The sequence below is a fragment of the Streptomyces yongxingensis genome (assembly GCF_055597465.1).
The window spans coordinates 1,762,723-1,785,638 of the sequence record NZ_CM145717.1 but is presented as its reverse complement, the minus strand read 5'-3'; the positions used below and the strand labels follow the sequence as shown (position 1 = coordinate 1,785,638).

Annotated in this window: 18 protein-coding genes; 7 read left to right on the top strand and 11 right to left on the bottom strand. The window is 72.4% G+C overall.

The window, feature by feature from the left end; all coding sequences use genetic code 11:
* Positions 1 to 53: 53 nt before the first annotated feature.
* Both ACZ6TD_RS07000 and ACZ6TD_RS06995 read left to right on the top strand, forming a co-directional pair.
* A complete protein-coding gene (locus tag ACZ6TD_RS07000) occupies positions 54 to 758 on the top strand; it encodes a response regulator transcription factor (protein ID WP_471351647.1) in 705 nt (234 codons plus the stop codon).
* Positions 758 to 2,188 (top strand): sensor histidine kinase, encoded by a 1,431-nt coding sequence (locus tag ACZ6TD_RS06995; protein ID WP_471351645.1) that lies wholly within the window; start codon positions 758 to 760, stop codon positions 2,186 to 2,188. Before ACZ6TD_RS07000 ends, ACZ6TD_RS06995 begins: the two co-directional genes overlap by 1 nt.
* Before the next feature lie 85 nt (positions 2,189 to 2,273).
* Here the strand turns inward: ACZ6TD_RS06995 and ACZ6TD_RS06990 are convergent, their stop codons facing one another.
* The 3 genes from ACZ6TD_RS06990 to ACZ6TD_RS06980 are packed head-to-tail and all read right to left on the bottom strand — an operon-like array spanning position 2,274 to position 4,245.
* A complete protein-coding gene (locus ACZ6TD_RS06990; RefSeq protein WP_471351644.1) occupies positions 2,274 to 3,092 on the bottom strand; it encodes an SAM-dependent methyltransferase in 819 nt (272 codons plus the stop codon).
* A complete protein-coding gene (locus tag ACZ6TD_RS06985; RefSeq protein WP_198268908.1) occupies positions 3,089 to 3,385 on the bottom strand; it encodes a DUF397 domain-containing protein in 297 nt (98 codons plus the stop codon). Before ACZ6TD_RS06985 ends, ACZ6TD_RS06990 begins: the two co-directional genes overlap by 4 nt.
* A 2-nt stretch (positions 3,386 to 3,387) precedes the next feature.
* Complete coding sequence (locus ACZ6TD_RS06980) at positions 3,388 to 4,245, bottom strand: helix-turn-helix domain-containing protein (protein ID WP_471351643.1); 858 nt, start codon at positions 4,243 to 4,245, stop codon at positions 3,388 to 3,390.
* Positions 4,246 to 4,470: 225 nt separating this feature from the next.
* On the opposite strand from ACZ6TD_RS06980, the gene ACZ6TD_RS06975 reads away from it, so the two are divergent.
* On the top strand, positions 4,471 to 4,938 hold the full coding sequence (locus ACZ6TD_RS06975; RefSeq protein WP_471351642.1) for an ATP-binding protein: 468 nt from the start codon (positions 4,471 to 4,473) through the stop codon (positions 4,936 to 4,938).
* Between the two features lie 24 nt (positions 4,939 to 4,962).
* On the opposite strand, the gene ACZ6TD_RS06970 is transcribed toward ACZ6TD_RS06975, so the two are convergent.
* Both ACZ6TD_RS06970 and ACZ6TD_RS06965 read right to left on the bottom strand, forming a co-directional pair.
* Positions 4,963 to 6,300 (bottom strand): MFS transporter, encoded by a 1,338-nt coding sequence (locus ACZ6TD_RS06970; protein WP_471351641.1) that lies wholly within the window; start codon positions 6,298 to 6,300, stop codon positions 4,963 to 4,965.
* A 166-nt stretch (positions 6,301 to 6,466) separates the two neighbouring features.
* Positions 6,467 to 6,802: a winged helix-turn-helix transcriptional regulator gene (locus tag ACZ6TD_RS06965; RefSeq protein WP_471351640.1), complete on the bottom strand. Its 336-nt coding sequence runs from the start codon at positions 6,800 to 6,802 to the stop codon at positions 6,467 to 6,469.
* A 144-nt stretch (positions 6,803 to 6,946) separates the two neighbouring features.
* Here ACZ6TD_RS06965 and ACZ6TD_RS06960 point away from each other — a divergent pair, with 144 nt between their 5' ends.
* Positions 6,947 to 7,897: an NAD(P)-dependent oxidoreductase gene (locus ACZ6TD_RS06960; protein ID WP_471351639.1), complete on the top strand. Its 951-nt coding sequence runs from the start codon at positions 6,947 to 6,949 to the stop codon at positions 7,895 to 7,897.
* A 17-nt stretch (positions 7,898 to 7,914) separates the two neighbouring features.
* Here ACZ6TD_RS06960 and ACZ6TD_RS06955 read toward each other — a convergent pair whose 3' ends face one another.
* Both ACZ6TD_RS06955 and ACZ6TD_RS06950 read right to left on the bottom strand, forming a co-directional pair.
* Positions 7,915 to 9,060, bottom strand: coding sequence for a DMT family transporter (locus ACZ6TD_RS06955; protein WP_471351638.1), 1,146 nt, complete (start codon positions 9,058 to 9,060; stop codon positions 7,915 to 7,917).
* Between the two features lie 97 nt (positions 9,061 to 9,157).
* Positions 9,158 to 10,717, bottom strand: coding sequence for a phosphatase PAP2 family protein (locus ACZ6TD_RS06950; RefSeq protein ID WP_471351637.1), 1,560 nt, complete (start codon positions 10,715 to 10,717; stop codon positions 9,158 to 9,160).
* 194 nt (positions 10,718 to 10,911) lie between these two features.
* Between ACZ6TD_RS06950 and ACZ6TD_RS06945 the strand changes: the two genes are divergently transcribed.
* Entirely contained in the window at positions 10,912 to 11,364 is a 453-nt protein-coding gene (locus tag ACZ6TD_RS06945) for a nuclear transport factor 2 family protein (protein WP_471351635.1), read from the top strand.
* A gap of 97 nt (positions 11,365 to 11,461) precedes the next feature.
* Here ACZ6TD_RS06945 and ACZ6TD_RS06940 read toward each other — a convergent pair whose 3' ends face one another.
* The 4 genes from ACZ6TD_RS06940 to ACZ6TD_RS06925 all read right to left on the bottom strand — a co-directional run bounded on the left by ACZ6TD_RS06940 (position 11,462) and on the right by ACZ6TD_RS06925 (position 17,042).
* Positions 11,462 to 12,073, bottom strand: a complete 612-nt coding sequence (locus tag ACZ6TD_RS06940; RefSeq protein WP_471351634.1) for a TetR/AcrR family transcriptional regulator — start codon at positions 12,071 to 12,073, stop codon at positions 11,462 to 11,464.
* A gap of 112 nt (positions 12,074 to 12,185) precedes the next feature.
* Entirely contained in the window at positions 12,186 to 13,823 is a 1,638-nt protein-coding gene (locus ACZ6TD_RS06935; RefSeq protein ID WP_471351633.1) for a DHA2 family efflux MFS transporter permease subunit, read from the bottom strand.
* A gap of 79 nt (positions 13,824 to 13,902) precedes the next feature.
* Positions 13,903 to 15,321: a salicylate synthase gene (locus ACZ6TD_RS06930; RefSeq protein WP_471351632.1), complete on the bottom strand. Its 1,419-nt coding sequence runs from the start codon at positions 15,319 to 15,321 to the stop codon at positions 13,903 to 13,905.
* 44 nt (positions 15,322 to 15,365) lie between these two features.
* Positions 15,366 to 17,042 carry a (2,3-dihydroxybenzoyl)adenylate synthase gene (locus ACZ6TD_RS06925; RefSeq protein ID WP_471351630.1) on the bottom strand — a complete coding sequence of 559 codons (1,677 nt, stop codon included), beginning with the start codon at positions 17,040 to 17,042 and terminating at the stop codon, positions 15,366 to 15,368.
* A 355-nt stretch (positions 17,043 to 17,397) separates the two neighbouring features.
* On the opposite strand from ACZ6TD_RS06925, the gene ACZ6TD_RS06920 reads away from it, so the two are divergent.
* Complete coding sequence (locus tag ACZ6TD_RS06920; RefSeq protein WP_471351629.1) at positions 17,398 to 22,086, top strand: non-ribosomal peptide synthetase; 4,689 nt, start codon at positions 17,398 to 17,400, stop codon at positions 22,084 to 22,086.
* On the top strand, positions 22,083 to 22,907 hold the full coding sequence (locus ACZ6TD_RS06915; RefSeq protein ID WP_471351628.1) for a thioesterase II family protein: 825 nt from the start codon (positions 22,083 to 22,085) through the stop codon (positions 22,905 to 22,907). The genes ACZ6TD_RS06920 and ACZ6TD_RS06915 overlap by 4 nt, the downstream gene beginning before the upstream one ends.
* Positions 22,908 to 22,916: the final 9 nt, after the last annotated feature.

Genomic DNA, 22,916 nt, shown 5'->3' with positions numbered 1-22,916 from the left:
GCTCAGCACCCCCGCCACCCCGAGCACCGCTGTGGCCTTGGCAGACTCGGGGTGTGACCAACACCGTGCTGCTCGCCGAGGACGACCGTGCCATCCGCCAGGCCCTGGAACGCGCCCTGACCCTGGAGGGGTACCGCGTCACCGCCGTACCCGACGGGATAGAGGCGCTGGCGGCCATCCACCGCGAGCGCCCGGACGTGGTCGTGCTGGACGTGATGATGCCGGGCGTGGACGGGCTCCAGGTCTGCCGGGTGCTGCGCGCCGAGGGGGACCGCACCCCCGTTCTCATGCTCACCGCGCGGGTCGAGACCGCCGACCGGATCGAGGGGCTGGACGCCGGCGCGGACGACTATGTGGCCAAGCCCTTCGAGGTCGAGGAGGTCTTCGCGCGGCTGCGGGCGCTGCTGCGCCGCGCCGCCCCCGCCGAACCGGCCGCGCCGGAGGACACCGCCATCGACGGGGTGCTGGAGGTCGCCGATCTGCGCCTGGACTCCTCGGCCCGGCGGGTCTGGCGCGGCGGTACGGAGCTGGAGCTGACCCGCACCGAATTCGACCTGCTGGAGCTGCTGGCCCGCAACGCGGGCATCGTCCTGGACCACGCCACCATCTACGCCCGCATCTGGGGCTACGACTTCGGCCCCGGCTCGAAGAACCTCGCCGTCTACATCGGCTATCTGCGCCGCAAGGTCGATCCGGAGGGGCGCGCCCCACTGATCCACACGGTGCGCGGGGTCGGATACTCCCTGCGGGAGGAGTGATGGTGCGGCTCCCCCCGCTCCGGCGGCTCCCCGCGCTCCGCCGTGGCCGGCCCAGCCTGCGGACCACCTTCGCGCTGTCGTTCTCGGCGGTGGCCTCCGTGGTCACCCTCCTGGTCGGCGGGCTCAGCTATGACGCGGCGGCGGGGCTGGTGCGGGTGGACCAGCAGTCGGCGTTCGACGACGTCGTCCGCGATCTGCGCAGCCAGGTCCGCGGCGAGAAGGTGATCCTGCGGCAGTACCCCACCGAGTCCGCCGTGCCCGTTCCGTACGACCTGCGGGACGATCTGCGCCGGATCAGCCGGATGGACGTCCAGGTGATCAACGGCCGGGGCACGGTCTACGACGCGGGCAAGCCCCCGCTGCCGGTGGTCGACGACGACCGGATGGCCGCCGCCTCCCGCACCCCGGGCACCGTCGTACGGCGCGAGATCGACATCGGCGGGGAGCAGTACCGCATGGCCACGGTGGCCGTGGGCGACGCCACCGGCGCGGTCCAGGTGGCCCAGCAGATCAGCGACACCGAGGACCTGCTGCAAGAGCTCCAGAAGCGCACCGCGCTGTTCGTGATCGCCGTCATCATGGCCGCCGGGCTGGCCGGCTGGTGGCTGGCCGGGCGGATCACCCGGCGGCTGGTGCGGCTGACCCGGGTCGCCGAGAGCGTGGCGGCCACCGGCCGGATGGAGGTGGCGGTGCCGGTCGCCGGGGACGACGAGGTGGGCCGCCTCGGGCGGGCCTTCGACGGCATGCTCGGACAGCTCGCGCGCTCCAAGGACGACCAGCGGCGGCTGGTCCAGGACGCCGGGCACGAGCTGCGCACCCCGCTCACCTCGCTGCGCACCAACATCTCCCTGCTGCGCCGCTTCGAGGAGCTGCCGGGGCCCGCGCGCGAGGACCTGCTGGCGGATCTGGCGGGGGAGACCCGGGAGCTGACCGATCTCGTCAACGAGCTGGTGGACCTGGCGGCCGGGCAGCGGGACGACGAACCCCGTACCGAGGTCTCGCTGGAGGATGTGGCCACCACCGCCGTGACCCTCGCCCGGCGCCGGACCGGCCGGGAGATCACCGTACGGGCCGTGGGCGACACCCGGCTGACGGGCCACCCGGCCACCCTGCAGCGCGCGGTCTCCAATCTGGTGGAGAACGCCGCCAAGTTCGACCAGGGCGGTACCGAGCCCGTCGAGGTGGTGATCAGCGGCCGCCGGGTGGAGGTCCTCGACCGGGGCCCGGGCATCGCCGAGGAGGACCGCGAGCGGGTCTTCGACCGCTTCTACCGCGCGCCCGGCGCCCGCAGCCTGCCCGGTTCGGGGCTGGGCCTGGCCATCGTGCGCGAGGTCGCCCTCGCACACGGCGGCACCGTCTTCGCCCGGCCGCGCCCGGGCGGGGGCGCGATACTGGGCTTCACGGTCGGCGACGGCACCGGGGCATCGTGACACCGCGCCGCGAAGCCCCCGGCCATCCCGCGTGCCGATGCTACGGGGTGGTCCGCCGCAGGCGCCAAGACCCGCCGGACACTTCCTAGGGCTTGCGGGCCACTCCCGCCCACATGTTGATGTCCGCGCTGCGGATGTCCTCCGGACGGTCCTCGGGGTCCGGATTCCAGTGGTGGGGCTCCGACACACCCGGGTCGACCAGCTCCAGACCGTCGAAGAAGGCCCCGACCTCGCTCCGGGAGCGGGTGGTGAAGGAGATCCCGCTCTCCTTGTAGACCTGGATGACGTTCCGCCAGGTCTCCTCGGAGAAGTCGTGCGTGGAGTGGGTCAGCATCAGATAGCTGCCCGGGACCAGCGGCGCCATCAGCTCGCGGATGATCTCGTACGGCTTGTCCTCCTCCGGAATGAAGTGGAAGAGGGCGTTCACGGAGACCGCCACCGGCTGGTCCAGGTCCAGCGTCTCATGCAGCTCGGGGGCGCTCATGATCCGCTGGGGATCGCGCACATCCGACTGCACATAGGCCGTACGGCCCTCGGGGGTGCCGACGAGCAGCGCCTGGGCGTAGGCCAGCACGATGGGGTCGTAGTCGGTGTAGACCACCCGGGCCTCCGGGACGACGGCCTGCGCCACCTGGTGGAGGTTGGGCTCGGTGGGTATGCCGGTGCCTATGTCGAGGAACTGCCGGACCCCGGCCTCCCGGGCCAGCCAGCGGGTGGCGCGGTGGATGAAGGCCCGGTTGACGGTGGCGTTGAGCCGGACGGTGGGATAGACCTCCAGCACCCGCCCGGCGGCCTCCGCGTCGACCTCGTAGTGGTCCTTGCCGTTGAGGTAGAAGTCGTACATCCGAGCCGGGTGCGGCTTGGTGGTGTCGATCTGGTCGGGGGCGAGTCCGTAGTCGGTCACGCGGCCCTCCGTTCCGGTGCGGTACCCGCCGAGGTGGTCAGGTTTTCTGGACGTGTGAGCAGGAAGTCCGCGGCGCCGGCCTTGGCGCCCTGGATGAACTTCTCGATTTCGTGGTGGGTGTAGATCAGGGCGGGGCCGTCCGGATCGGTCGACTGACGCAGGGCCACCCGCCCGTCGTTCAGCCGCAAGACCTCCACGCACGCACCGCCGTTGGGGCCGCTCCAGGGCTTGGCCCAGCCCTCGGTTCCCAGATGTTTGGCGGGCATGCCGTTGTACACATGTACCTGATCCACAGTCAGAGCTCCTTGCGAATCCCACGGAGAAAGTTCTCCGTCCGCCGCGCCGGTGTGGCCTGGGTGCCCATGCGGTCCAGGGCCTCCAGATAGGCGACCACATCGGAACGTTGGTCGAGATAGCCGGCGCCGGTCAGGCCCTCGGCATAGACGATGTCCGGCAGTTCCGGGATCTGGAACCGGAAGAGCTGGAAGGGTCCGCCCATGCCCGGGTGAGGGCCGGCGGAGAACGGCACCACCTGAAGGGTGATGTTCGGTCTTTGCACCGCCTCGATCAGACGGTCGACCTGGGCGCGCATCACCGCGGGACCGCCGATGGACAGACGGAGCACCGTCTCGTCCATCACGACCCACAGATGGGGTGCGTCCGGGCGGGTGAGCAGCTCCTGGCGCTCCATCCGCAGCGCCACACGGCGCTCGAGCTCCCGGTCGGACCCGTGCGGGAAGCCGATGGAGAGCAGCGCGCGGGCGTAGTCCTCGGTCTGCAGCAGCCCGGGTATGAAGTGCGGCTCATAGGCGCGGATCCGGCTGGCCGCGCCCTCGAGGCTCACATAGAGGCTGAACCAGTCCGGCAGCACATCGCGGAACCGGTGCCACCAGCCGGGCCGGTTGGCCTCCTCGGCGAGTGCGAGGAAGGCGTCGATCTCCTGCTGCTCGGCGCCGTAGGTCTGCAGCAGCTTCTCGACGTAGGGGAGTTTCAGGCCGACTTCGGCCTTCTCCATCCTGCGCACCGTGGTCTGGTTGACGTGCAGCGCCCTGGCAGCCTGGTCGTAACTGACGCCGGCTTTTTCGCGAAGGTCCCGCAGCCGCATGCCGAGGACCATCTGCCCGACGGTCGGGGCAGACCGCGCTTCACCCACGTCGTACCTCCTGGGACGGTCTTGTCAGGATCAGTGTGCCATGAGCGAGGTGAGGGCAACAGAGTGCGCTAGCTATTCTGCATTTTGCAGATCGCGCCTTGCCAACTGATGCTCGCAGCAACGATAGTGACGGGTGTGACCGGTCCAACGTGACTGCTGTGTCGCGCACTTGCGGCATTCACGTACGGCATTCACGCCCCCACAGGTAGGACGGACGGAAGGCACATGGCCGTGGCATTGCGTCAGCGCTCGACGATGGCCCACCACCCGAGCTCCGGGAGCGTTGACTCCGCCCTCCGTCAGGAGAGGTTCCAGCTGCCCGCCAGAGGCGCCTCGGTCGCGGTCGCCCGGCACCGGGTGCGGTCCCGGGCGCCGGAGTGGGGCTTTGCGGAGGATCTCTGCGAGGCCGCCGAACTGGTGATGTCCGAGCTGTTCACCAATGCCCTGGTGCACACCGGGAGCGAGCAGATCCTCTGTGTACTGCGCGCCCATGAGCGGCGCATGCTCTATGTGGAGGTCGCCGACCAGGGCGGCGGACCGGCCGTCCCCACGCCGCGGGAGGCCGGTCTGGAGGACGAGTGCGGACGCGGACTCGCGCTGGTCCGCGCCCTGGCCGACGCGTGGGGGGACCGGCCGGGCGTGAACGGCGGACGGGTGGTCTGGGCGCAGATGAGCGTGACCGCCGGCCGCTGACGCCGGGACCGGCCCCTCAGCCCGTCACACCGCCGTCGTCCGCTGCTTCCCCGGGGCGGCCGGGTCGTCGGCGCGGCCCCGGGAGAGGGCGGCGTCGCGGGTCTCCCGCATGGTGAGGTAGACGACGAGCGAGACCGCGGCACACGCCGAGACGTACCAGTAGTACCCGGACTCCACACCGCCCTTCTTGAACCACAGCGCCACATACTCGGCCGTGCCGCCGAACAGTGCGTTGGCCAGCGCGTACGGCAGGGCCACCCCGAGCGCCCGGACGTGGGTGGGGAACAGCTCGGCCTTCACCACGGCGTTGATCGAGGTGTAGCCGGTGACGATGACCAGCGCCGCGAGCGAGAGCAGCAGCGCCCCGGCGAAACTGTCGGCGTGCGAGAGCGCGGTCATGATCGGGACGGTGCAGAGCATCGAGCCGATGCCGAAGGTGATCAGCAGCGGACGGCGCCCGATCCGGTCCGAGAGCGATCCGGCCAGCGGCTGCAACAGCATGAACAGGAACAGGGCACAGAAGCTCACCAGCGAGGCGTCGGACTTGCTCATCCCGGCCGTGTTCGACAGGTACTTGGTGAGATAGGTGGTGTACGTGTAGTACGCGACCGTGCCGCCCATGGTCAGCGCGATGACCAGTGCCGCCTCCTTGCGGTGGCGCAGCAGCTCGGCGATCGTCCCCCGCTCGTCCTGGTGGGCGTCCTCCTCGGTATAGACCTCGGTCTCCAGCAGATTGCGCCGGAGCCAGAAGACCACGGCCGCGGCCGCGGCGCCGACGACGAACGGAATGCGCCAGCCGTAGGAGTGCAGCGCGTCATCGGACATGGTGTGCTGCAGCAGGATCTGCAGACCGAGACCGATGAGCTGACCCATCGTCATCGACACGTACTGGAAGCTGGAGACGAAGCCGCGGCCGCCGGGCCGGGACGCCTCGGTGAGATAGGTGGCGCTGGCCGCGTACTCACCGCCCACCGACAGGCCCTGCAGCAGCCGCGCCACCAGCAGCACGACCGCGCCGAAGTAGCCGACCTGGTCATAGGTCGGGGCGATGGCGATGAGCAGCGCGCTGGCCGACATCAGCGTCACCGTCAGGGTGAGCGCCGCCTTGCGGCCGCGCCGGTCGGCGAACCGGCCCAGCAGCCAGCCGCCGACGGGACGCATGAAGAAGCCCACCGCGAAGATCCCGGCGGTGTTGAGGAGCTGCGCCGTGTCGTTGCCCTTGGGGAAGAAGGCTCCGGCGAAGTAGGTGGCGAAACTGGCGTAGACGAACCAGTCGTACCACTCGACGAGATTTCCGATCGAGCCGCCGAACACGGCTCGCCAGGGAGTGCGTGGTTGGCTCCGGGGAGCGCTGTCGGTCACGGGGCCTCCAAGTGAGCGGGGTGATCTCCACACCCCTACCCCGCGGAGGGCCGGTTGGAAAAGAGTTTCCGCGGTGGGGTCGCGACCCCGGCGGAGCCGCCGCCCCGGCCGGACGGCGTACGGCCCGTCGCCGGACGGCATACGGCCTGCCCAACCGGCCCGGAGGTCAGCCCTGCCCCGCCTCCTCCAGCGCCGCCATCCATCGCTTGCCCCACGCGCCCAGCGGGCCCAGCGCCGTGTTCAGCTCGTCGCCCAGCTCGGTCAGCGAATACTCCACCTTCGGCGGCTTCACGTCGTAGATCTCCCGGTGGACGATTCCGTCCGCCTCCAACTCCCTCAGCTGCTGCGTCAGCACCTTCTCGGTCACGCCCGGAACCAGCCGCCGCAACTCCCCGAAACGGCACCGCTGGTGATTGAGCGCCCAGATGATCAGGACTTTCCACTTCCCGTCGATCACGTCCACGGCCGCGTCCAGACCGCAGACATAAGGCTTCTCTCCCACTGGCCCCGCCCGCCCCCACTGACCCGAAGGTAAGTACGCACTATTTAGTGCGTACTTGCCCACACTACCGCCGGGGAACGAGCCTGTGATCGGCGCGCCCGACCCCTACGACCAAGCCGTATCGAAACCCCTGGAGCAACCGAAATGAGCGAAACCCCCGTGACGGTGCTGGGCCTCGGCGACATGGGCACCGCCCTGGCCCGCGCCCTTCTGCGGGCCGGGCACCGGACGACGGTGTGGAACCGTACGGCCGTCAAGGCCGAGGCGCTCGCCGCCGAGGGCGCGCCGACCGCCGCCACGGCCGGTGAGGCCGTCGCCGCGAGCCCCCTGGTGGTGGTCTGCCTGCTCGACTACGACTCCGTACGGCAGGTGCTGGCCCCCCTCGGGGACGCCCTGTCCGGCAAGGCCGTCGTCAACCTCACCAACGGCACTCCGCGGCAGGCCCGTGAGCTGGCCGCGTGGGCGGCCGGACACGGTGCCCAGTACCTCGACGGCGGCATCATGGCCGTCCCGCCGATGATCGCGACACCCGCCGCCTTCCTCCTCTACAGCGGCTCGCCCGCCGCCTTCGCGGACCACCGGCCCGTGCTGGACGTCTTCGGCGAGAGCCACCACCTCGGCGAGGACCCCGGCCGTGCCCCGCTGTACGACATCGCCCTGCTCAGCGCGATGTACGGGATGTTCTCCGGCGTGCTGCACGCCTACGCCCTCGTACGGTCGGACGGTGTGGCGGCGGCCGATGTCGCCCCGCTGATGGGGCGCTGGCTGACCGCCATGTCCGGGGCGGTGGACGGCTACGCGCGGCAGATCGACTCCGGTGACCACGCCACCGGGGTGGTCTCCAACCTGGCCATGCAGTCGGCCGCGTATGCCAACTTCACCGGTTCCGCACGGGACCAGGGCATCAGCCCCGAACTCATCGCCCCGATCGGCCACCTCATGGCCCGCCGGGTCGCCGACGGCCATGGCCACGAGGGCCTCTCGGGGCTGGTGGAGCTGCTGAATTCCGGTGCGGTTCGGGTGCGCCCCGAAGGGGCGCGGGGAACTGCGCGACCAGCCACGACGGTGCCGCAGCCGACCGACGACGCGTCGTGACACTTCCAGCGGAGCGCTCAGGCGTGGTGCTGAAGGACCGCCTCGCCACAGTCGGGTAGACGCGGGTCAGGCAGACGCGGGTGCGACAGGTGGGGGTCGGGCTCCTCGTCGCCGGTGGGCTGGCGGGGAATCGGGTGCGGGAGACGGAGCGAGGGGCCGGGCTCGGCGGGCACGTCGGGGCCGGCCGGCACCTCGTGCGGGCCGGGTCCGCCGGGCTCCTCGGGAACCTCCGGCCCGCCGGCTCCGCCGGCGGTGCCGCGCCCGTCGTGTCGGGGGGCGTCCGGCTCCTCGATGGCCGCGGCCTCGGCGTCCTTGGCAGCCGCTTCCGCTTCGGCCTCCGCCTCGGCGTTGTGCACCGTCAGCATCACCAGACCGGTGCTCGCGACGAGGGCCGCCACCAGCGCGAGCAGCGTGCCGGGCGCGCCGTGCCGGAAGTGCTCGCCCAGCGCGGCGAGGCCGACGGCGGTGGCGACCACGGGGTTGACCACGGTCGCCGTCGCCAGCGGCGAGGCCAGCCCGGCGCCCCGGTACGACGCCTGGGACAGCAGCACCCCGCCCGAGGCCAGCAGCCCGATCGTGACCAGGCCGGGCAGGGCGTCCTCCCACGCGTCCCAGGTCCACTCCACGGCCACGTTCTTGGTGACCACCGACGAGACGCCGAAGGCCGTGCCCGCGGCCGCCGCCAGCAGCACACCGCGGATCCCGGGCGACCGCATCAGACGAGCCGCCCCGGTCAGTACGGCGATGGCGGAGACCGTGATCACGATCAGCCAGAAGCCGTCCCGCTCGGCCAGCGCCTGGGCCCGCGAGGAGCCGGTCAGCGAGAGCAGCCCGGCGAGCCCCACGGTGGCCAGCAGCGCGCCCCGCCAGCCGGCCGCGCCGACCCGGCGGCGGACGAACAGGGCCGCCATCGGCAGGGCGAAGACGATCGTGAGAGCCCCTAGGGGTTGCACCACGCTCAGCGGCCCGTAGGCCAGGGCGATCACATGGAGGACCGCGCCCGCTCCGTTGAGGGTCACCGCGGTCCACCAACTCCCGCGCCGCAGCGGAGCGGACGCGAGGCGCGGCGTCGTGGCCGCGACGTGCTCCTGGAGTATGGCTCCGGCGGCGTAGCAGACCGCCGAGGCCAGGGCCAGCAGCACAGACAGCGCGAGGGAGGTCACGTCGCGGCCCCCTGGGCCGACCGGTCTTCGTCCATGCCCTCATCCTTGACGGTGAGGTGTGCCCCCGTCGTCGTCCTTGAGCACAGACTTGCGCGTACTACTTGCGTAGTAGGGCCCTCCACCGATGGGGTGCCTTCGCGGCCGCCGTACGGGCCCTTTGGAGCAGCTCGTTCTGCGGCTCGGCGGGGCGGTAGACGGTGAGCGCCCCCGGCCACTTGTCGATGAGCAGCTTCTCCGCGGGGTCGGCGGCCACCTCTCCGTCGTAGGCACGGCTGTCCACGTCGTGGAGGCCCGACAGGCGCAGTTGGCGCATGCGCCGCGTCGTATAGACGTGTGACCGCCCGAGCGTGCCGGTGAGCGCCGCGATCAGCAGCCGGGTGCGGGCCAGCCGCTCCTCGCCGTCGATCGCCCGCACATCGAGCAGCCCGTCGTCGAGCTGCTGACGGTAGGCGGGCGCGAAACCCTCCGGGGAGTAGACGCCGTTGCCGGCGAACAGCATCCACAGCCGCCGCGGCCGCCCGTTGACCTCGACCTCCATGGGGCTCGCGGTGCGCAGCACCCGGGTGAGCGCGACGGCGGCCGCGGGCCACTTGCCGAGCCGGCCCTGGAGGCTCTCCCGGATCCGCACCAGCTCCGGGTAGAAGCCGAGGGTGAAGGTGTTGACGAAGTGGCTGGTCTCGCCGCCTCCGGCGAGGGGCGTGGCGCGGCCGAGGTCCACGGCCACCGCGTCGCCCTCGGTCACGGCGTGCGCGGTGTCCTCGAAGGCCGGTACGCCGAGGTCCAGCGCGAAGTGGTCGAGGGTGCCGCCGGGGAACACGGCGAGCGGCAGCCCGCGTTCGGCCGCGATCGTGGCGGCCGCGTTGACGCTGCCGTCCCCGCCGCAGATGCCCAGCGCCCCGGCCCGCTCGGCGGCGCGCTGGGCGGCCCGCCGGAGCAGGCCCATGAAGTCGTCGTCGGGCCCGCACTCCACGATGTCCGCGGCGGGCAGCAGCACCCGCAGCTGCTCGGCGACCGTGAACCCGCCGGTGGGGGTTCCGGTACCGGCCCGCTGGTTGACCATGACCACCAGACCGTCGCCCTTGGGCAGGGCGGGCGCCGAGATCCGCGGCCGGGCCTGCGCCGGGACCTGGGGGCGCGGCGGCCAGTAGCGGCAGGTCAGCGCGGCGGCCCCGGCGCCGAGGGCGATACCGGCCAGCACATCGCTGGGGTAGTGGACGCCCACGTACACCCGGGAGGCGGCGACGGCGGCGGCGAGCGGGGCGACCAGCAGGCCGTACCGCGGGGACTCCAGGGCCACCCCGGTGGCGAAGGCGGCGGCGGAGGCCGAGTGCCCGGAGGGGAAAGAGCTGGTCCACGGCTGCCGGCGCAGCCGGCGCACCAGGGGCACCGCGTCCAGGACCGGACGCTTGCGTTCCACGGTCCACTTGACCACGACGTTCGACACGAGCGAGGCGGCGGCGAGCGAGCCCACCCCGCGCAGCGCGGCCCGCCGCGCGGTGCGGCCGCCGACCGTGGCGAGCACTCCGGCCGTGCCGAACCACAGCCGGCCGTGGTCGGCGGCCCGGCTGAGCCGGGGCAGCAGCGGATGGGCACCGCGGAGCCGGCTGTCCGCGACCCGCGCGAACAGCCGGCGGTCGAAGTCACTGATGCGTCTCATATCTGATGGGTATCCCGGAACGGCGGTCGCACGCGTCCTTCGAGCCCCTCGGCGGCCGGAGCGCACGGCGGGGCGCCGGAGACGGAATACGAAAGGCCGGGGAATTTCCGTGCCGAGCTCTTCAATTCGCCATGTTCGCACGGCTATTGTGAGGCGCTGGGGATTTCCCGACGAGTCGATCCGGGGGAGAATTTATGCCGCAGGTATCGGAAAATGGCACCGACCACGCTCGGACGGCGTTGCTCCACGCCTGCTTCGATGCGCTCAACCGGGGTGCCGTCGAGCCGTGGGTGGCCTGTTTCGCCGAGGACGCGTCCTCCGAGGACATGCCGCTCGGCACCGTGTGGAAGGGGCGTGACCAGTTGGAAGCGGGGTTTCGGCAGTGGGTCGCCGCGATCCCGGACACCCATATGGAGGTGGCGGGGATCTTCGCCCACGACCACTTCGCGGCGGCGCGCTGGACCCTGTCCGGCACACTCAAGGGTCCGCTGGACGGAATTCCTCCGGAACTCGCCGCGGCGGCGGAGGGAAAACGCTTTTCGGTGCGCGGGGCGACTCTCTATGAATTCTCGGCGGACGGCCTGATCCAGCGGGAGAGCCTTTACTGGAACCTGGCCGATGCTCTTTCCCAGTTCGGCCTGCTGTGAATGTATGAACGCGGACGATTCGAACGCGGACCGCTGTTGCGCCACGGCCGCTCGTGAACGCGGATCGCCGCGGAACGCGGCCCGGGGAGGGCGGGCTTCAGCGGCGGAAGGCGGAGGAGAGCGTACGGTCGAGGACATCGGGGGCGGACGCCGCCTTGAGGCGTCGGCCCTCGACCTCGGCCGCCGCCGAGTGCAGCAGGCTGTAGAAGGTGGTCACCAGCCAGGACAGCGGGAGATCGGTGCGGAAGACGCCCTCCTGCTGTCCGCGCGCCACCAGCCGCTCGACGCGCGCGAGGACCTTCTCGTGGTGCTTGCGGCGCCGGGCCGGGGTGATGACCCCCTCCGACGCGGTGAGCAGGAAGGCATGCCGGTCCAGAATCCGCCAGCAGGAGCGGACCAGCCGGGAGAACGCCTCGTCCGCGGGCCCCTCGTCGAGGTGCTGGGCCTGCAGTGCGGCGTCCGCCTGGTCGAGGGAGTGCGCCAGCACCGCGTCCAACAGGGCCTCGCGGGAGGGGAAGTGGGCGTACAGCGTGACCCGGCTGACCTTCGCCGCCTTGGCCACCGCCGTCATACTCACCCCGGGGTCCTGGCGGAAGCAGTCGAGTCCGGCGGTGACGATCGCGGTGATGCTGCGCTCGGCATCGGCGCGGCGCCGGGGCTCGGCGCGGTCGGTGGCCGGGGTGCGGCGGGCTCGTGAGGGCGTGGCCATGAGGGGAGCGTATGCCACCTGCTTCACCCATGCGGTATCCGGAGCCGACGCGGCGCGCGCCACCGGCCGGGGGGCCGGTGGCGCACCGGGCGCCGTGCGACGGCTGCGGGGGTCAGCGCCGGACACGGGACTGTGGCTCCTCGGCCGCGGTGTCCCCGGCGGGCTCCCGCCCGGCCCCGGGGGACCGCTGGACGCTGCCGCGCGGGAAGAACACCAGCGCCACGACGATGCCGACGGCGGCCACCGCCGCTCCGGTGAACATGGACGGCCCCATACCGGACACATACGCCGAGCGGGCCGCGGAGGCGAGGGCTCCGCCCGCCCGGACGGGCAGCTCCGCCGCGACGGCGAGGGCGGCCCCCACCGAGTCGTCCGCGTGGTGCATCACCGCGGGTGGCAGCCGTACCCCGTCCGCCGCCACACCGTCCCGGAGCTCGGCGCGGTAGGTGCTCGACAGCAGGCTGCCGAGGACGGCGACCCCGAGGGCGGCCCCGAGCTGGACGGCGGCGCTGTTGGTGGCCGACCCGACGCCCAGGTCGTCCTCGGGGAGCGAGCCGACGATGGCGTCGCTGGTGGGGCCGATGATGAACCCGGCGCCGAAGCCGAGGAAGAGCATGGCGGCCAGCAGCCGCCCGTAGCCGTCCCCGTCCTCGGTCGTCGCGAGCAGGATCAGGGAGACGGCGGCGAAGGTGAGGCCCATCGCGGCCAGCCAGCGGGTGCCCAGCCGCCCGCCGAGGAACGAGGCGAGCGGGGCGGCGATCAGGATGACCAGGGCGGTGGGGGCGATCCGCAGTCCGGTCTCACTCGCGTCGTAACCGAGGACGAACTGTAGATACTGGACGAGCACGAAGAGCGCTCCGAGCAGGGAGAACAGTCCGAGCAGCACCAGGACATTGCCGACGGCCAGGCGGCGGTGGGCGAAGATGGCAAGCGGCAGCATGGGTTCGCGCGCGGTGCGCTCCCGGGCGAGGAACGCCGACAGCAGCACGGCGGCCACCGCGAAGCCGGCCAGGACGGGGACGGACGACCACCCCTTGACGGGTCCTTCGATGATCGCCCACAGCAGTGTGCCGATGCCCAGCACGGACAACAGCGCCCCGGCGAGGTCGAGGGCGCGGGTGGTCGCGGCGCGCGGATTCGGCACGATCTTGAGCGCGATGAGCAGGGCGAGGCCACCGATCGGCACATTGATCAGGAAGATCGAGCCCCACCAGAACCGGCCCAGCATCCAGCCGCCGACGAGCGGGCCGATGGCCAGCCCCACGCCGATCATGGCGGACCACAGTCCGATGGCCTTCATCCGCTCGGCGGGGTCGGCGAAGACGCTGCCGATGATGGAGAGCGTGGCGGGCATGATGAGGGCTTCCCCGACGCCCATCACACCCCGGGCGGCCATCAGGCTCGTGGTGCTGTCGGCGTAGGCGGCGGTGGCGGAGGCGCCGGAGAAGAGCACCAGACCGGACAGGAAGACGAGCTTGCGGCCGAACCGGTCGGCGAGGCTGCCCGCGAAGAGCATCAGTCCTGCCGCCATCAGACTGTAGATGTCCACCAGCCACTGCAGTTCGCTGGTGGACGCGCCGAGCTCGCTCACCAGGGTGGGCAGGGCCACGTTCAGCACGGTGACGTCCAGCCCGACGATCAGCAGGCTCAGGCACAGCACCGCCAGGATCAGCCAGCGCAGTGGGTGCCCCGCCGCGTCGGACGGCGCCGCGCCGGCGGCGGGCGGGGGTGGGGAGGACGACGACGGCACGACGGACCACTCCTTAAGTTGAACAGTGGTGTTAGATTTTCAGGGTAGCCCGAAGCCTCGGTCAAGTCGAACAGGGCTGTTAGGAATAAAAGGCGGACCTGTCCGGTCGGTCCCCCGGCACGGCCGCGGGCACCAGCGACCGGGACACGCTGCGCAGCTTCTCGCAGGTCTCCTCGAACTCCCGCTCGGGCCGCGACTGCGCCACCACTCCGGCCCCCGCTCGCAGCCAGGTGCGGCCACGGCTGCGGAAGACCGTGCGCAGCACCAGCGCCGCGTCCATGGCCCCCTCGCTGTCGACGGTGAGCACCGCGCCGCTGTACAGGCCGCGCGGCTCCCGCTCCAGACGGCGGATCGCCCGGTACGCGGCCGCCTTCGGCACACCGGAGGCGGTCACGGCGGGGAAGACGGCGGCGAGCGCGGACCACGGACCGCCGGCGTCGCCGCGCAGCAGCCCGGTCACCCGGGAGGCGATGTGCTGGACGCTGCCGCGCTCCTTGACCGCCATGAACTCCTCGGCGCGCACCGAGCCGTCCTGGCAGACGGCCGTCATCTCCTCCCACGCGACCTGGACCGATATCGCGTGCTCATAGATCTCCTTCGCGTCGGTGAGCAGTTCGGCGCGGCGCTCGGCGTCGACGGCCGGATCGCCGGTGAGCGCCCGGGTGCCGGCCAGCGGCTGAGTGGACACCCGTCCGTCGGGGGTCACCTCCACGACGGTCTCCGGGCTGAAGCCCGCGGCCTCGATGCCCCCCAGCCGCAGCAGGAAGGAGCGCGCGGGGGAGTTGACGGCGCGTCCGGCGAGGTAGGTCGCCGCCAGGTCCACATCCAGGGGGACCGGGACGGTGCGCGAGAGGATCACCTTCTGCAGCCGACCGTCGCGGATGGCGGAGACGGCCCGTGCGATGGCGTCGTGATAGGCGCCGGGGGCGGTGTCGCCGAGGTCGAGCGCGAGCGCCGCCGGCGCCCCGTTCCCGGACGGCTCCGGGAACCCGGCCGGATCGGGCCCCGCGAGCGCGCCGCGGACGGTGTCCGCGTCCTCGGCGCCGGTACATCGCACCTCGGCACCGTCCCGGGAGAAACACACCTCGACCGCCGGGACGACAAGGTGCAGCAGCGGCTCATCGGCCGCCGCGGCGAGAGCCTCCTGTGGTGCGTCCGCCTCCCCGCCGAGCGCGTACGACAGCTCGAACGCGGCCCAGCCGTAGGCGCGCCAGCGGTCGAAGGGCAGGGCGGCGAGCAGTCGGGAAACGGCCGTGAGCGGCTCTGTGTCCCAGTGCTCGTGGAACAGCGTGTCCCCGTGGCGGAGTGTCACCCGGGAGCGGTCCACGGACAGCGTCGCCCGCGAACCGCCCGCGTACCACCAGGTGTTGTCGCGTTCGTAGACCACGTACTGGTCGTGGAGACCGGACCGGGCGAGCCGCGCCGCGGCGTGTGCGGGGCTTCCGGAGTAGGGGACGAGGCGCGCGGAGCGCGGGAGGCGGGGCCGGACGGCGTTCATGCGATCTCCTTCTGGGCGGGTCGTCGTCGGGATCGTCGGCGGGGTCAGGCGGGCGATGATGGGGCGGCGTCCGCCACGAGCCGGGCCAGGGCGCGTTTGTCGACCTTGCCGACCCCGGTCAGCGGCAGGGCGTCGACGAGGCGGACCAGATCGGGGTACTTGTACCGGGCGAGACCGCGCCGTTCGAGGAAGGCGGCGAGGCCGGGCTCGCCGACCTCGGAGCGCCCCTCGCGCAGCACCAGGCAGGCGCAGGTGCGCTCGCCGAGGAAACGGTCCGGTACGGGGACCACGGCCGCGTCGAGCACCGCCGGATGGGCGCGCAAATGGCCCTCGACCTCGTCCGCGGACACCTTGTCACCGCCACGGTTGACGAGGTCCTTGCTGCGCCCTTCCACGACGAGTGCGCCGTCGGGCAGCAGCCGTACCAGATCCCCGGTGCGGTAGAAGCCGTCCGCGGTGAAGGCCGTGCGGTTGTGCTCGGGCGCGCGGTAGTAGCCGCGCAGGGTGTACGGGCCGCGGGTGAGCAGTTCGCCGACCTCCCCCGGTGGCAGGTCGTGGCCGTCCGGGCCGACGACCCGGATCTCGTCGTCCGGGCAGAGCGGGCGGCCCTGGGTGGTCGCGATGTGCTCCTCGTCGTCACCGGGCCGGGTCATGCTCAGCAGCCCCTCGGCCATGCCGAACACCTGCTGCGGCGCACAGCCGAGCACCGGGCGGATGCGCCGGGCCACCTCCGGGGCGAGCCGGGCCCCGCCCACCTGGAGCAGCCTCAGGCTGCCGAGGTCGGCCGGGGTCCAGTCGACGGCCTGCAGCCACAGGGCGGCCAGCGGTGGCACGACGGCCGTGATGGTCACCCGGTGCCGCTCGATCAGCGGGAAGACGGTCTCCGGGCTGGGGGAGGGACTGAGCACCACGGTGCCTCCCGCCGCGAGGGTGCCGAGGGCGCCCGGACAGGCGAGAGCGAAGTTGTGGGCCACGGGGAGCGCGGCCAGATACACGCTGTCGCGTCCGAGTCCGCAGACCTCCGCGCTCGCCCGCACGTTGTAGGCGTAGTCGTCATGGGTCCGCGGGATGAGCTTGGGCAGTCCCGTGGTGCCGCCGGAGACCAGCAGCAGCGCGGGGCCGGCCGGGTCCGGCGCGGGAAACGGAGCGGCGGGGGACGCCCCGGCCCCGGCCCTCTCGACCTCGGCGAGTGCGGTATAGGGGCCGGGGGAGCCCGCGACCAGTACATGGCGCAAGGCGGGCGCCTCGGCCCGAACCTCCCGGGCCAGCGACCGGTAGTCGAAGCCGGTGCCCGTCGCGGTGCCGGTGCCGGGGGCGGTGCCCGGGTCGGGGTCGGTGTCCGGGATGACGTAGGCGACGGCACCGGTGTGCCGGCACAGGTGCACGGCCTCGCTCCGGCGGTAGGCGGGCAGGCCCAGCACCGGCACCGCGCCGATGCGCAGCGTGGCGAAGAGCAGGACGAAGAACTCCGGGGTGTTGGGCAGTTGGACCAGGATCCGGTCGCCGGTCCGGATGCCGATGCCCGCCAGGCCCGCGGCCAGATGCTCGGCGCGGCGGTCCAGCTCCGCGTAGGTCAGTCGCCGTTCGCCCGCCACCACGGCGGTGGCCTGCGGATCCGTACGGGCGTGCTCGGGCAGGAAGGCGCCCAGCGCCCGCCCCTCCCAATATCCGGCACGGCGATACCGCTCGGCGAACTCTTCGGGCCATCCAGCCAGGTCCACGGGAAATCGCACTCCTCGCGCACAAGGAAATCTGAGGGGTATTTGCGAACGCTTCAACAGGATTGACGACGCTGTAAAGGCTGACATATTCGACGCGTATTGTGTCAATAACGGAATGGTTAACTTCCGATAAATCAATGGCAACATTCGCTCGGGAGTTGGGGCGCTATATCCGTATTCAGTGGCGTTACTGGGACATGGGTCGGGCGGGTATTGGCCTTTCGGTTACCTCTCTTTGTTTCGGTGATGCGGTGTCGTAGGTTGGCGAAGCGTTCAAATCTCCGGATGGCCCCACTCGATGCCGCGGATAAATCGGGTGGGGCGGAATTTCGAAATGGCTTCGAAAGGAACTGCCATGACGCAGGACGCCCCGTCCGTCGACCACCGGGTGCGCGAAGCGGTGGCCGACGTTCTCGGTCTGCCGCCCGCCTCCCTCGCCGCCGGGGACAACCTGATCAGCCGCGGTCTGGACTCGATCCGCACCATGGCCCTGGTAGGACGCTGGCGGGCGGCCGGCGCGGAGGTGGACTTCGCCGCGCTGGCCCGCCGCCCCACCCTGGCCGCCTGGTCCAAGCTGCTCTCCGGGCAGCTCACAGCGGCCCCCGGGGACCGATGTACCACCCGGCGCCCGGCGCCCCGCGCCACCGTGGCCGAGGACGACGAGCCGTTCCCCCTCACCTCCGTGCAGCAGGCGTACTGGATCGGACGCCAGGACGGCCGGCCGCTGGGTGGCAACGGCTGCCACGCCTACATCGAGTTCGACGGGCGCGATGTGGACCCCGGGCGGCTCGAGGCCGCCGTCCGGGAACTGATCGTCCACCACGACATGCTCAGGGCCGTCTTTTTGGACGACGGCACCCAGCGGGTCCAGCCCGATTCACCGTGGCCCGGACTCACCGTCCTCGACCTCGGCGATCAGGCGCCCGAGCGGGTCGAGGAGGAGCTGCGCAGGGTGCGCGAGACCCTCTCGCACCGCCGCTTCGACGTCGCCGAGGGCCCCCTGTTCGACGTGCGGCTCTCCCGGCTCCCCGGCGGCGCCACCCGCATCCACTTCGACATCGACCTGCTCATCGCCGACGTCCTCAGCGTCCAGATCCTCCTCACCGACCTGGCCCGCGCCTACAACGACCCCGGCACGGTGGCGGACCGGCAGCGCGACTACTCCTTCCGGCGCTATCTCACCGACCTCGACGCCGACCGCGCCGCACGCCGCGACAAGGACCGCGCGTACTGGCGCGCCCGCCTCGAGGACCTGCCCGGCGGCCCTCGGCTTCCCCTCGCCGCCGACCCCGCCGAGGTCGAGGGCGGCCGTTTCACCCGGCGCGTCCACCGGCTCGGCCCCGCCGCGTGGCGGGCCTTCGCCGACCACGCCCGTGCCCACGGCGTGACCCCCGCGGTGGGGCTCGCCGCCGCGTACGCCGCCGTGCTGGGCGCCTGGAGCACCCGGCAGCGATTCGTGCTCAACCTCCCGCTCTTCGACCGCAGGTCGTTCCACCCCGACGCCGATCAGCTCGTCGCCGACTTCACCAATCTGGTGCTGGTCGAGGTCGACACCTCCGACCGGGCCCCCTTCGCACGCCTGGCCGAACGGGTCCAGAACCGGCTGGGCGAGGACGTCGCGCACGCCGGGTACTCCGCCGTCGAGGTGCTCCGCGACCTCGTCCGGGCCCGCCCGGACGAACCGGCCACCGCCCCCATCGTCTTCGCCTGCAACCTCGGCGGCCCGTTCGGCGGTGAGTTCGTCGGCGAGGAGTTCCGCACCACCCTGGGCCGATTCGGCTGGATGCTCTCGCAGACCCCGCAGGTGTGGCTCGACCACCAGGTCTACGAGGACGATGGCGGGCTGCTGCTGGCCTGGGACGCGGTCGACGAACTCTTTCCGGACGGGGTGCTCGACGCGATGTTCGAGGTCTACGGGACGCTGGTGCGGCGGCTCGCCGAGGACGCCGGCGCCTGGGACGGCCCCGTGCCGTCCCTCGTCCCCGGCCGTCAGCTGGAGGTCCACCGCCGCGTCAACGCCACCGCGGCCCCCGAGTCCGGCCGGCTTCTCCATCAGGCCGCCGTCGAGGCCGCCCTGCGGGACCCCGGACGGGAAGCGTTGCGCTGGGAGGAGGGCACCACCCCACGGAGCATGAGCCACGGCGAACTGCTGCGCCGGGCCACCGCCGTGGCCGACGCCCTGCGTGCGGACGGCTGCGCACCCGGCCGGCCCGTCGCCGTGGTCATGGACAAGGGATGGGAACAGATCGCCGCCGTCCTGGGCGTCCTGCTGGCGGGCTGCGCCTATCTGCCCGTCGACACCAACCAGCCCCCGGCACGGCGGGCGACCGTGTTCGAGGACGCCACGGTGCGCCATGTGCTCACCCAGTCCTGGCTGCTGTCCGGCGCATGGCCACCGGGGGTGCGCACCATCGCCGTGGACACCCTTGAGCCCGCGGCGCACCAGGGCCCGCCGCCACAGCCGCCCACCGGCCCCGAGGATCTGGCGTATGTCATCTACACCTCGGGCTCCACCGGCCGCCCCAAGGGCGTGATGATCAGCCACCGCGCCGCCGTGAACACCGTCGAGGACATCAACCGGCGCTATGAGGTGGGGTCCGGCGACCGCGTCCTGGCACTCGCCGCCCTGGGCTTCGATCTGTCCGTCTATGACATCTTCGGGATGCTCGGCGCGGGCGGCACTCTGGTGCTGCCCGCCGCCGCACGCCGCGGCGATCCGTCCCACTGGGCGGATCTGATCCGGCGCCACGAGATCACGCTGTGGAACTCGGTGCCCGCCCAGCTCCAGATGCTCCTGCACTACCTGGACGGCGATCCCTCGCTGCGGCTGCCGACGCTGCGGCTGGCACTGCTGTCGGGCGACTGGATTCCGGTCACCCTGCCCGACGCGGTCCGCGCCCGGGTGCCCGGCCTTCGGCTCATCGGTCTCGGCGGCGCGACCGAGGCCGCCATCTGGTCCATTCACCACCCCATCGAGCAGGTGCCGCCCCACTGGCGGAGCATCCCGTACGGCACCCCGCTCGCCAACCAGACCTTCCATGTGCTCGACGCCGCCATGCGCCCCCGCCCGGACCTCGTCCCCGGTGAGCTGTGGATCGGAGGCACCGGGCTGGCCCTGGGCTATCTCGGCGACCCCGAGCGCACGGCCGAGCGCTTCGTCCGCCACCCCGACACCGGTGAACGGCTCTACCGCACCGGCGATCTGGGCAGGCGGCTGCCCGACGGCGCCATCGAATTCCTCGGCCGCGAGGACTTCCAGGTCAAGGTGCGCGGTCATCGCATCGAACTCGCCGAGATCGAGACGGCGTTGCTCGCCCACCCCCAGGTGGGTGGGGCCGTGGCCACCGTCGTGGGCGAGCGGGCCGCGGACCGGCGCATCGCCGCCGTCGTCACCGGAACACCGGCCGAGCTCGGTGCCCGCTCCAGCTCCACCGCGGTGGAGCTGGAGCGGGCCGGGGCCGCCGCCGGGCGTCGCGTCGTACCACCGGGGCGCCGCGGCGAGCTGGACCGGTCCGGGCGGCTGCTGAGCCAGGCCGCGCTCACCGCGATGGCCGCCGCCCTGCACCGGCTCGGCGCCTTCACCCCCGGCGCCGCACCGCCCACCGCCGAGGAGGTGCTGCGCAGGACCGGCACCGTGCCCCGCCACCAGCGGGTGGTGCGCCGCTGGCTCACCGCGCTGGAAGCGGCGGGCATGGTCACCCGCGAACCCGGCACCGGCCGCCTCCTCGATCCGGCCCCGGCCGATCGAGAAGCACTCGACCGGGCCTGGGCGGCCATCGACGAGCACGAGCGGCACGGCGGCGGACTGTGGCCCGCACCGGTGCTCACCCTCTTCCGCACCAGCATGGAGCGGCTGCCTGAGCTGCTGCGCGGCGACCTCGACCAGGTGCGGCTGCTCTTCCCCGACGGACAGTTGGAGACGGCGCAGGCGGCCTTCGCCGACAACCTGATCGTGCGCTACCTCAACCGCGCCGCCGCGGCCGTCGCCGCTCGGCTCGCCGCCGGCACACCGCCCCACCGCCCGCTGCGGGTGCTGGAGATCGGCGCCGGGGTCGGGGCCACCACCCAGGAGCTGGTGCCCGCGCTGGCCGCCGCCGAACCCGACTACCTCTTCACCGATGTGTCCCGCTTCTTCCTCAACGCCGCCCAGGCGCGCTTCGGCGATCGACCGTGGATGCGCTACGGGCTGTTCGACATCAACGCCGACCACCGCGCGCAGGGATACCGCCCGCAGTCCTTCGACCTCATCGTCGCCGCCAACGTGCTGCACAACGCGCGGCACATCGGGCATACCCTGGACCGGCTGCGCGAACTGCTGACCCCCGGTGGCTGGCTCGTCTTCACCGAACTCACCGCGGACCGCCACGAGCTGATGACCTCGATGGAGTTCCTGGTCCGCCTCGACCAGGGCCAGGCGCACCCCGACGAGGGCGACTTCGAGGACCTGCGCCGGGGCCTCGACCAGACCTTCTTCGACCTCCCGCAGTGGCGGCAACTGCTCACCGCGGCCGGCGCCCAGGCGGTCTTCGCGCTCCCCGGCGACAGCGATGAGGCGCTGTCCGGACTCGGCCAGCACCTGATCGCCGCGACCTTCAAGGGCGACCGTGCGGAGGTCGTCACCGCCGACGTCCTGGACCACCTCGCCGAGCGCCTCCCGGACTACATGATCCCGGCCCACCTCGAAGCGGTCGACACCATCCCGCTCGGCGCCAACGGCAAGGTCGACCGGAAGACCGTGCGCTCCTGGCTCTCCGGCTCCGGCGAGGCCGCCCGGCGCACCGGGGAGGCACCCCGCGACGACCTGGAACGACGGCTCGCCGCCCAGTGGGAGGCCGTGCTGGGCGACGGCCCCGTCGCACGCGACGGCGACTTCTTCGCCCTCGGCGGCGACTCGCTGCTCGCCGCCCAACTCGTCGGCCGGCTCCGGCGGGAGCTGCCGGAGGCGCGGACCGTCCCCTTCGACGCTCTGCTGCGGGATCTGCTGCGCCGGCCCACGGTGGCCGGGATCGCGACCGCCCTGCGCGGAGGCGGGGAGGGGCGATGAGCGACGGCCACACCACCCGGGCCCCGCGGTCGCGGACCGCCTGGCTGCGCATACCGCAGCCGCGCCGCCGGCCCCGGCTGCGCCTGGTGTGCTTTCCGCACGCGGGAGGCGCCGCGCGCTTCTTCTACCCCTGGCTGCGCTCCCTGCCCCCGGACGTCGAACTCGTCGCGGCCCAGTACCCCGGCCGAGACGACCGCATCGACGAATCCCCGGTGGACCGCATGGACGAACTGGCGGAGCCGCTCGCCGAGGCGATGGCCGAGGCCGCGCGGGACGGCGCCGAGGAGGTGCCCACCGTGCTCTTCGGGCACAGCATGGGCGCCGCGGTGGCCTTCGAGACCGCCCGCAGGCTGACCGCACGCGACCCCGGCGCGGTACACGGCCTGTTCGTCTCCGCGCACCCCGCCCCCGCCGACACCCGCCGCGGCGACATCCACCGGCGCGAGGAGGCCGAACTCGTCGCCGAACTGCGCAGACTCGGCGGCACCGACCCCGCCCTCTTCGACGACGCCGCCACCCGCGATCTGCTCCTGCCCGCCGTCCGGGCCGACTTCCGCCTCATCGAGTGCTACCGCTACCGGCCGGGCCCGCCGCTCGACTGCCCGGTCACCGCCGTGGTGGGCACCGAGGACACCGGAGTCACCACACGGCACGCCGAGGGCTGGCGCTCGTACACCACCGGCCCGTTCACCCTGCGCGCCATGCGCGGTGACCACTTCTACCTCATACCGCGCCGCGGCGAACTGGTCGCCTACCTGCTCACCAGCCTCGGCGTGCGCGGAGGATCGGCCCCCGCCGGCGCCTGGCCCTCCACCCCCTGACCCGCCCAC

Coding starts and splice junctions, on each gene's coding strand:
- ACZ6TD_RS06995 (WP_471351645.1), top strand. CDS start 758: ATGGTGCGGCTCCCCCCGCTCCGGCGGCTCCCCGCGCTCCGCCGTGGC.
- ACZ6TD_RS06975 (WP_471351642.1), top strand. CDS start 4,471: ATGGCCGTGGCATTGCGTCAGCGCTCGACGATGGCCCACCACCCGAGC.
- ACZ6TD_RS06960 (WP_471351639.1), top strand. CDS start 6,947: ATGAGCGAAACCCCCGTGACGGTGCTGGGCCTCGGCGACATGGGCACC.
- ACZ6TD_RS06950 (WP_471351637.1), bottom strand. CDS start 10,717: ATGAGACGCATCAGTGACTTCGACCGCCGGCTGTTCGCGCGGGTCGCG.
- ACZ6TD_RS06945 (WP_471351635.1), top strand. CDS start 10,912: ATGCCGCAGGTATCGGAAAATGGCACCGACCACGCTCGGACGGCGTTG.
- ACZ6TD_RS06940 (WP_471351634.1), bottom strand. CDS start 12,073: ATGGCCACGCCCTCACGAGCCCGCCGCACCCCGGCCACCGACCGCGCC.
- ACZ6TD_RS06930 (WP_471351632.1), bottom strand. CDS start 15,321: ATGAACGCCGTCCGGCCCCGCCTCCCGCGCTCCGCGCGCCTCGTCCCC.
- ACZ6TD_RS06920 (WP_471351629.1), top strand. CDS start 17,398: ATGACGCAGGACGCCCCGTCCGTCGACCACCGGGTGCGCGAAGCGGTG.
- ACZ6TD_RS06915 (WP_471351628.1), top strand. CDS start 22,083: ATGAGCGACGGCCACACCACCCGGGCCCCGCGGTCGCGGACCGCCTGG.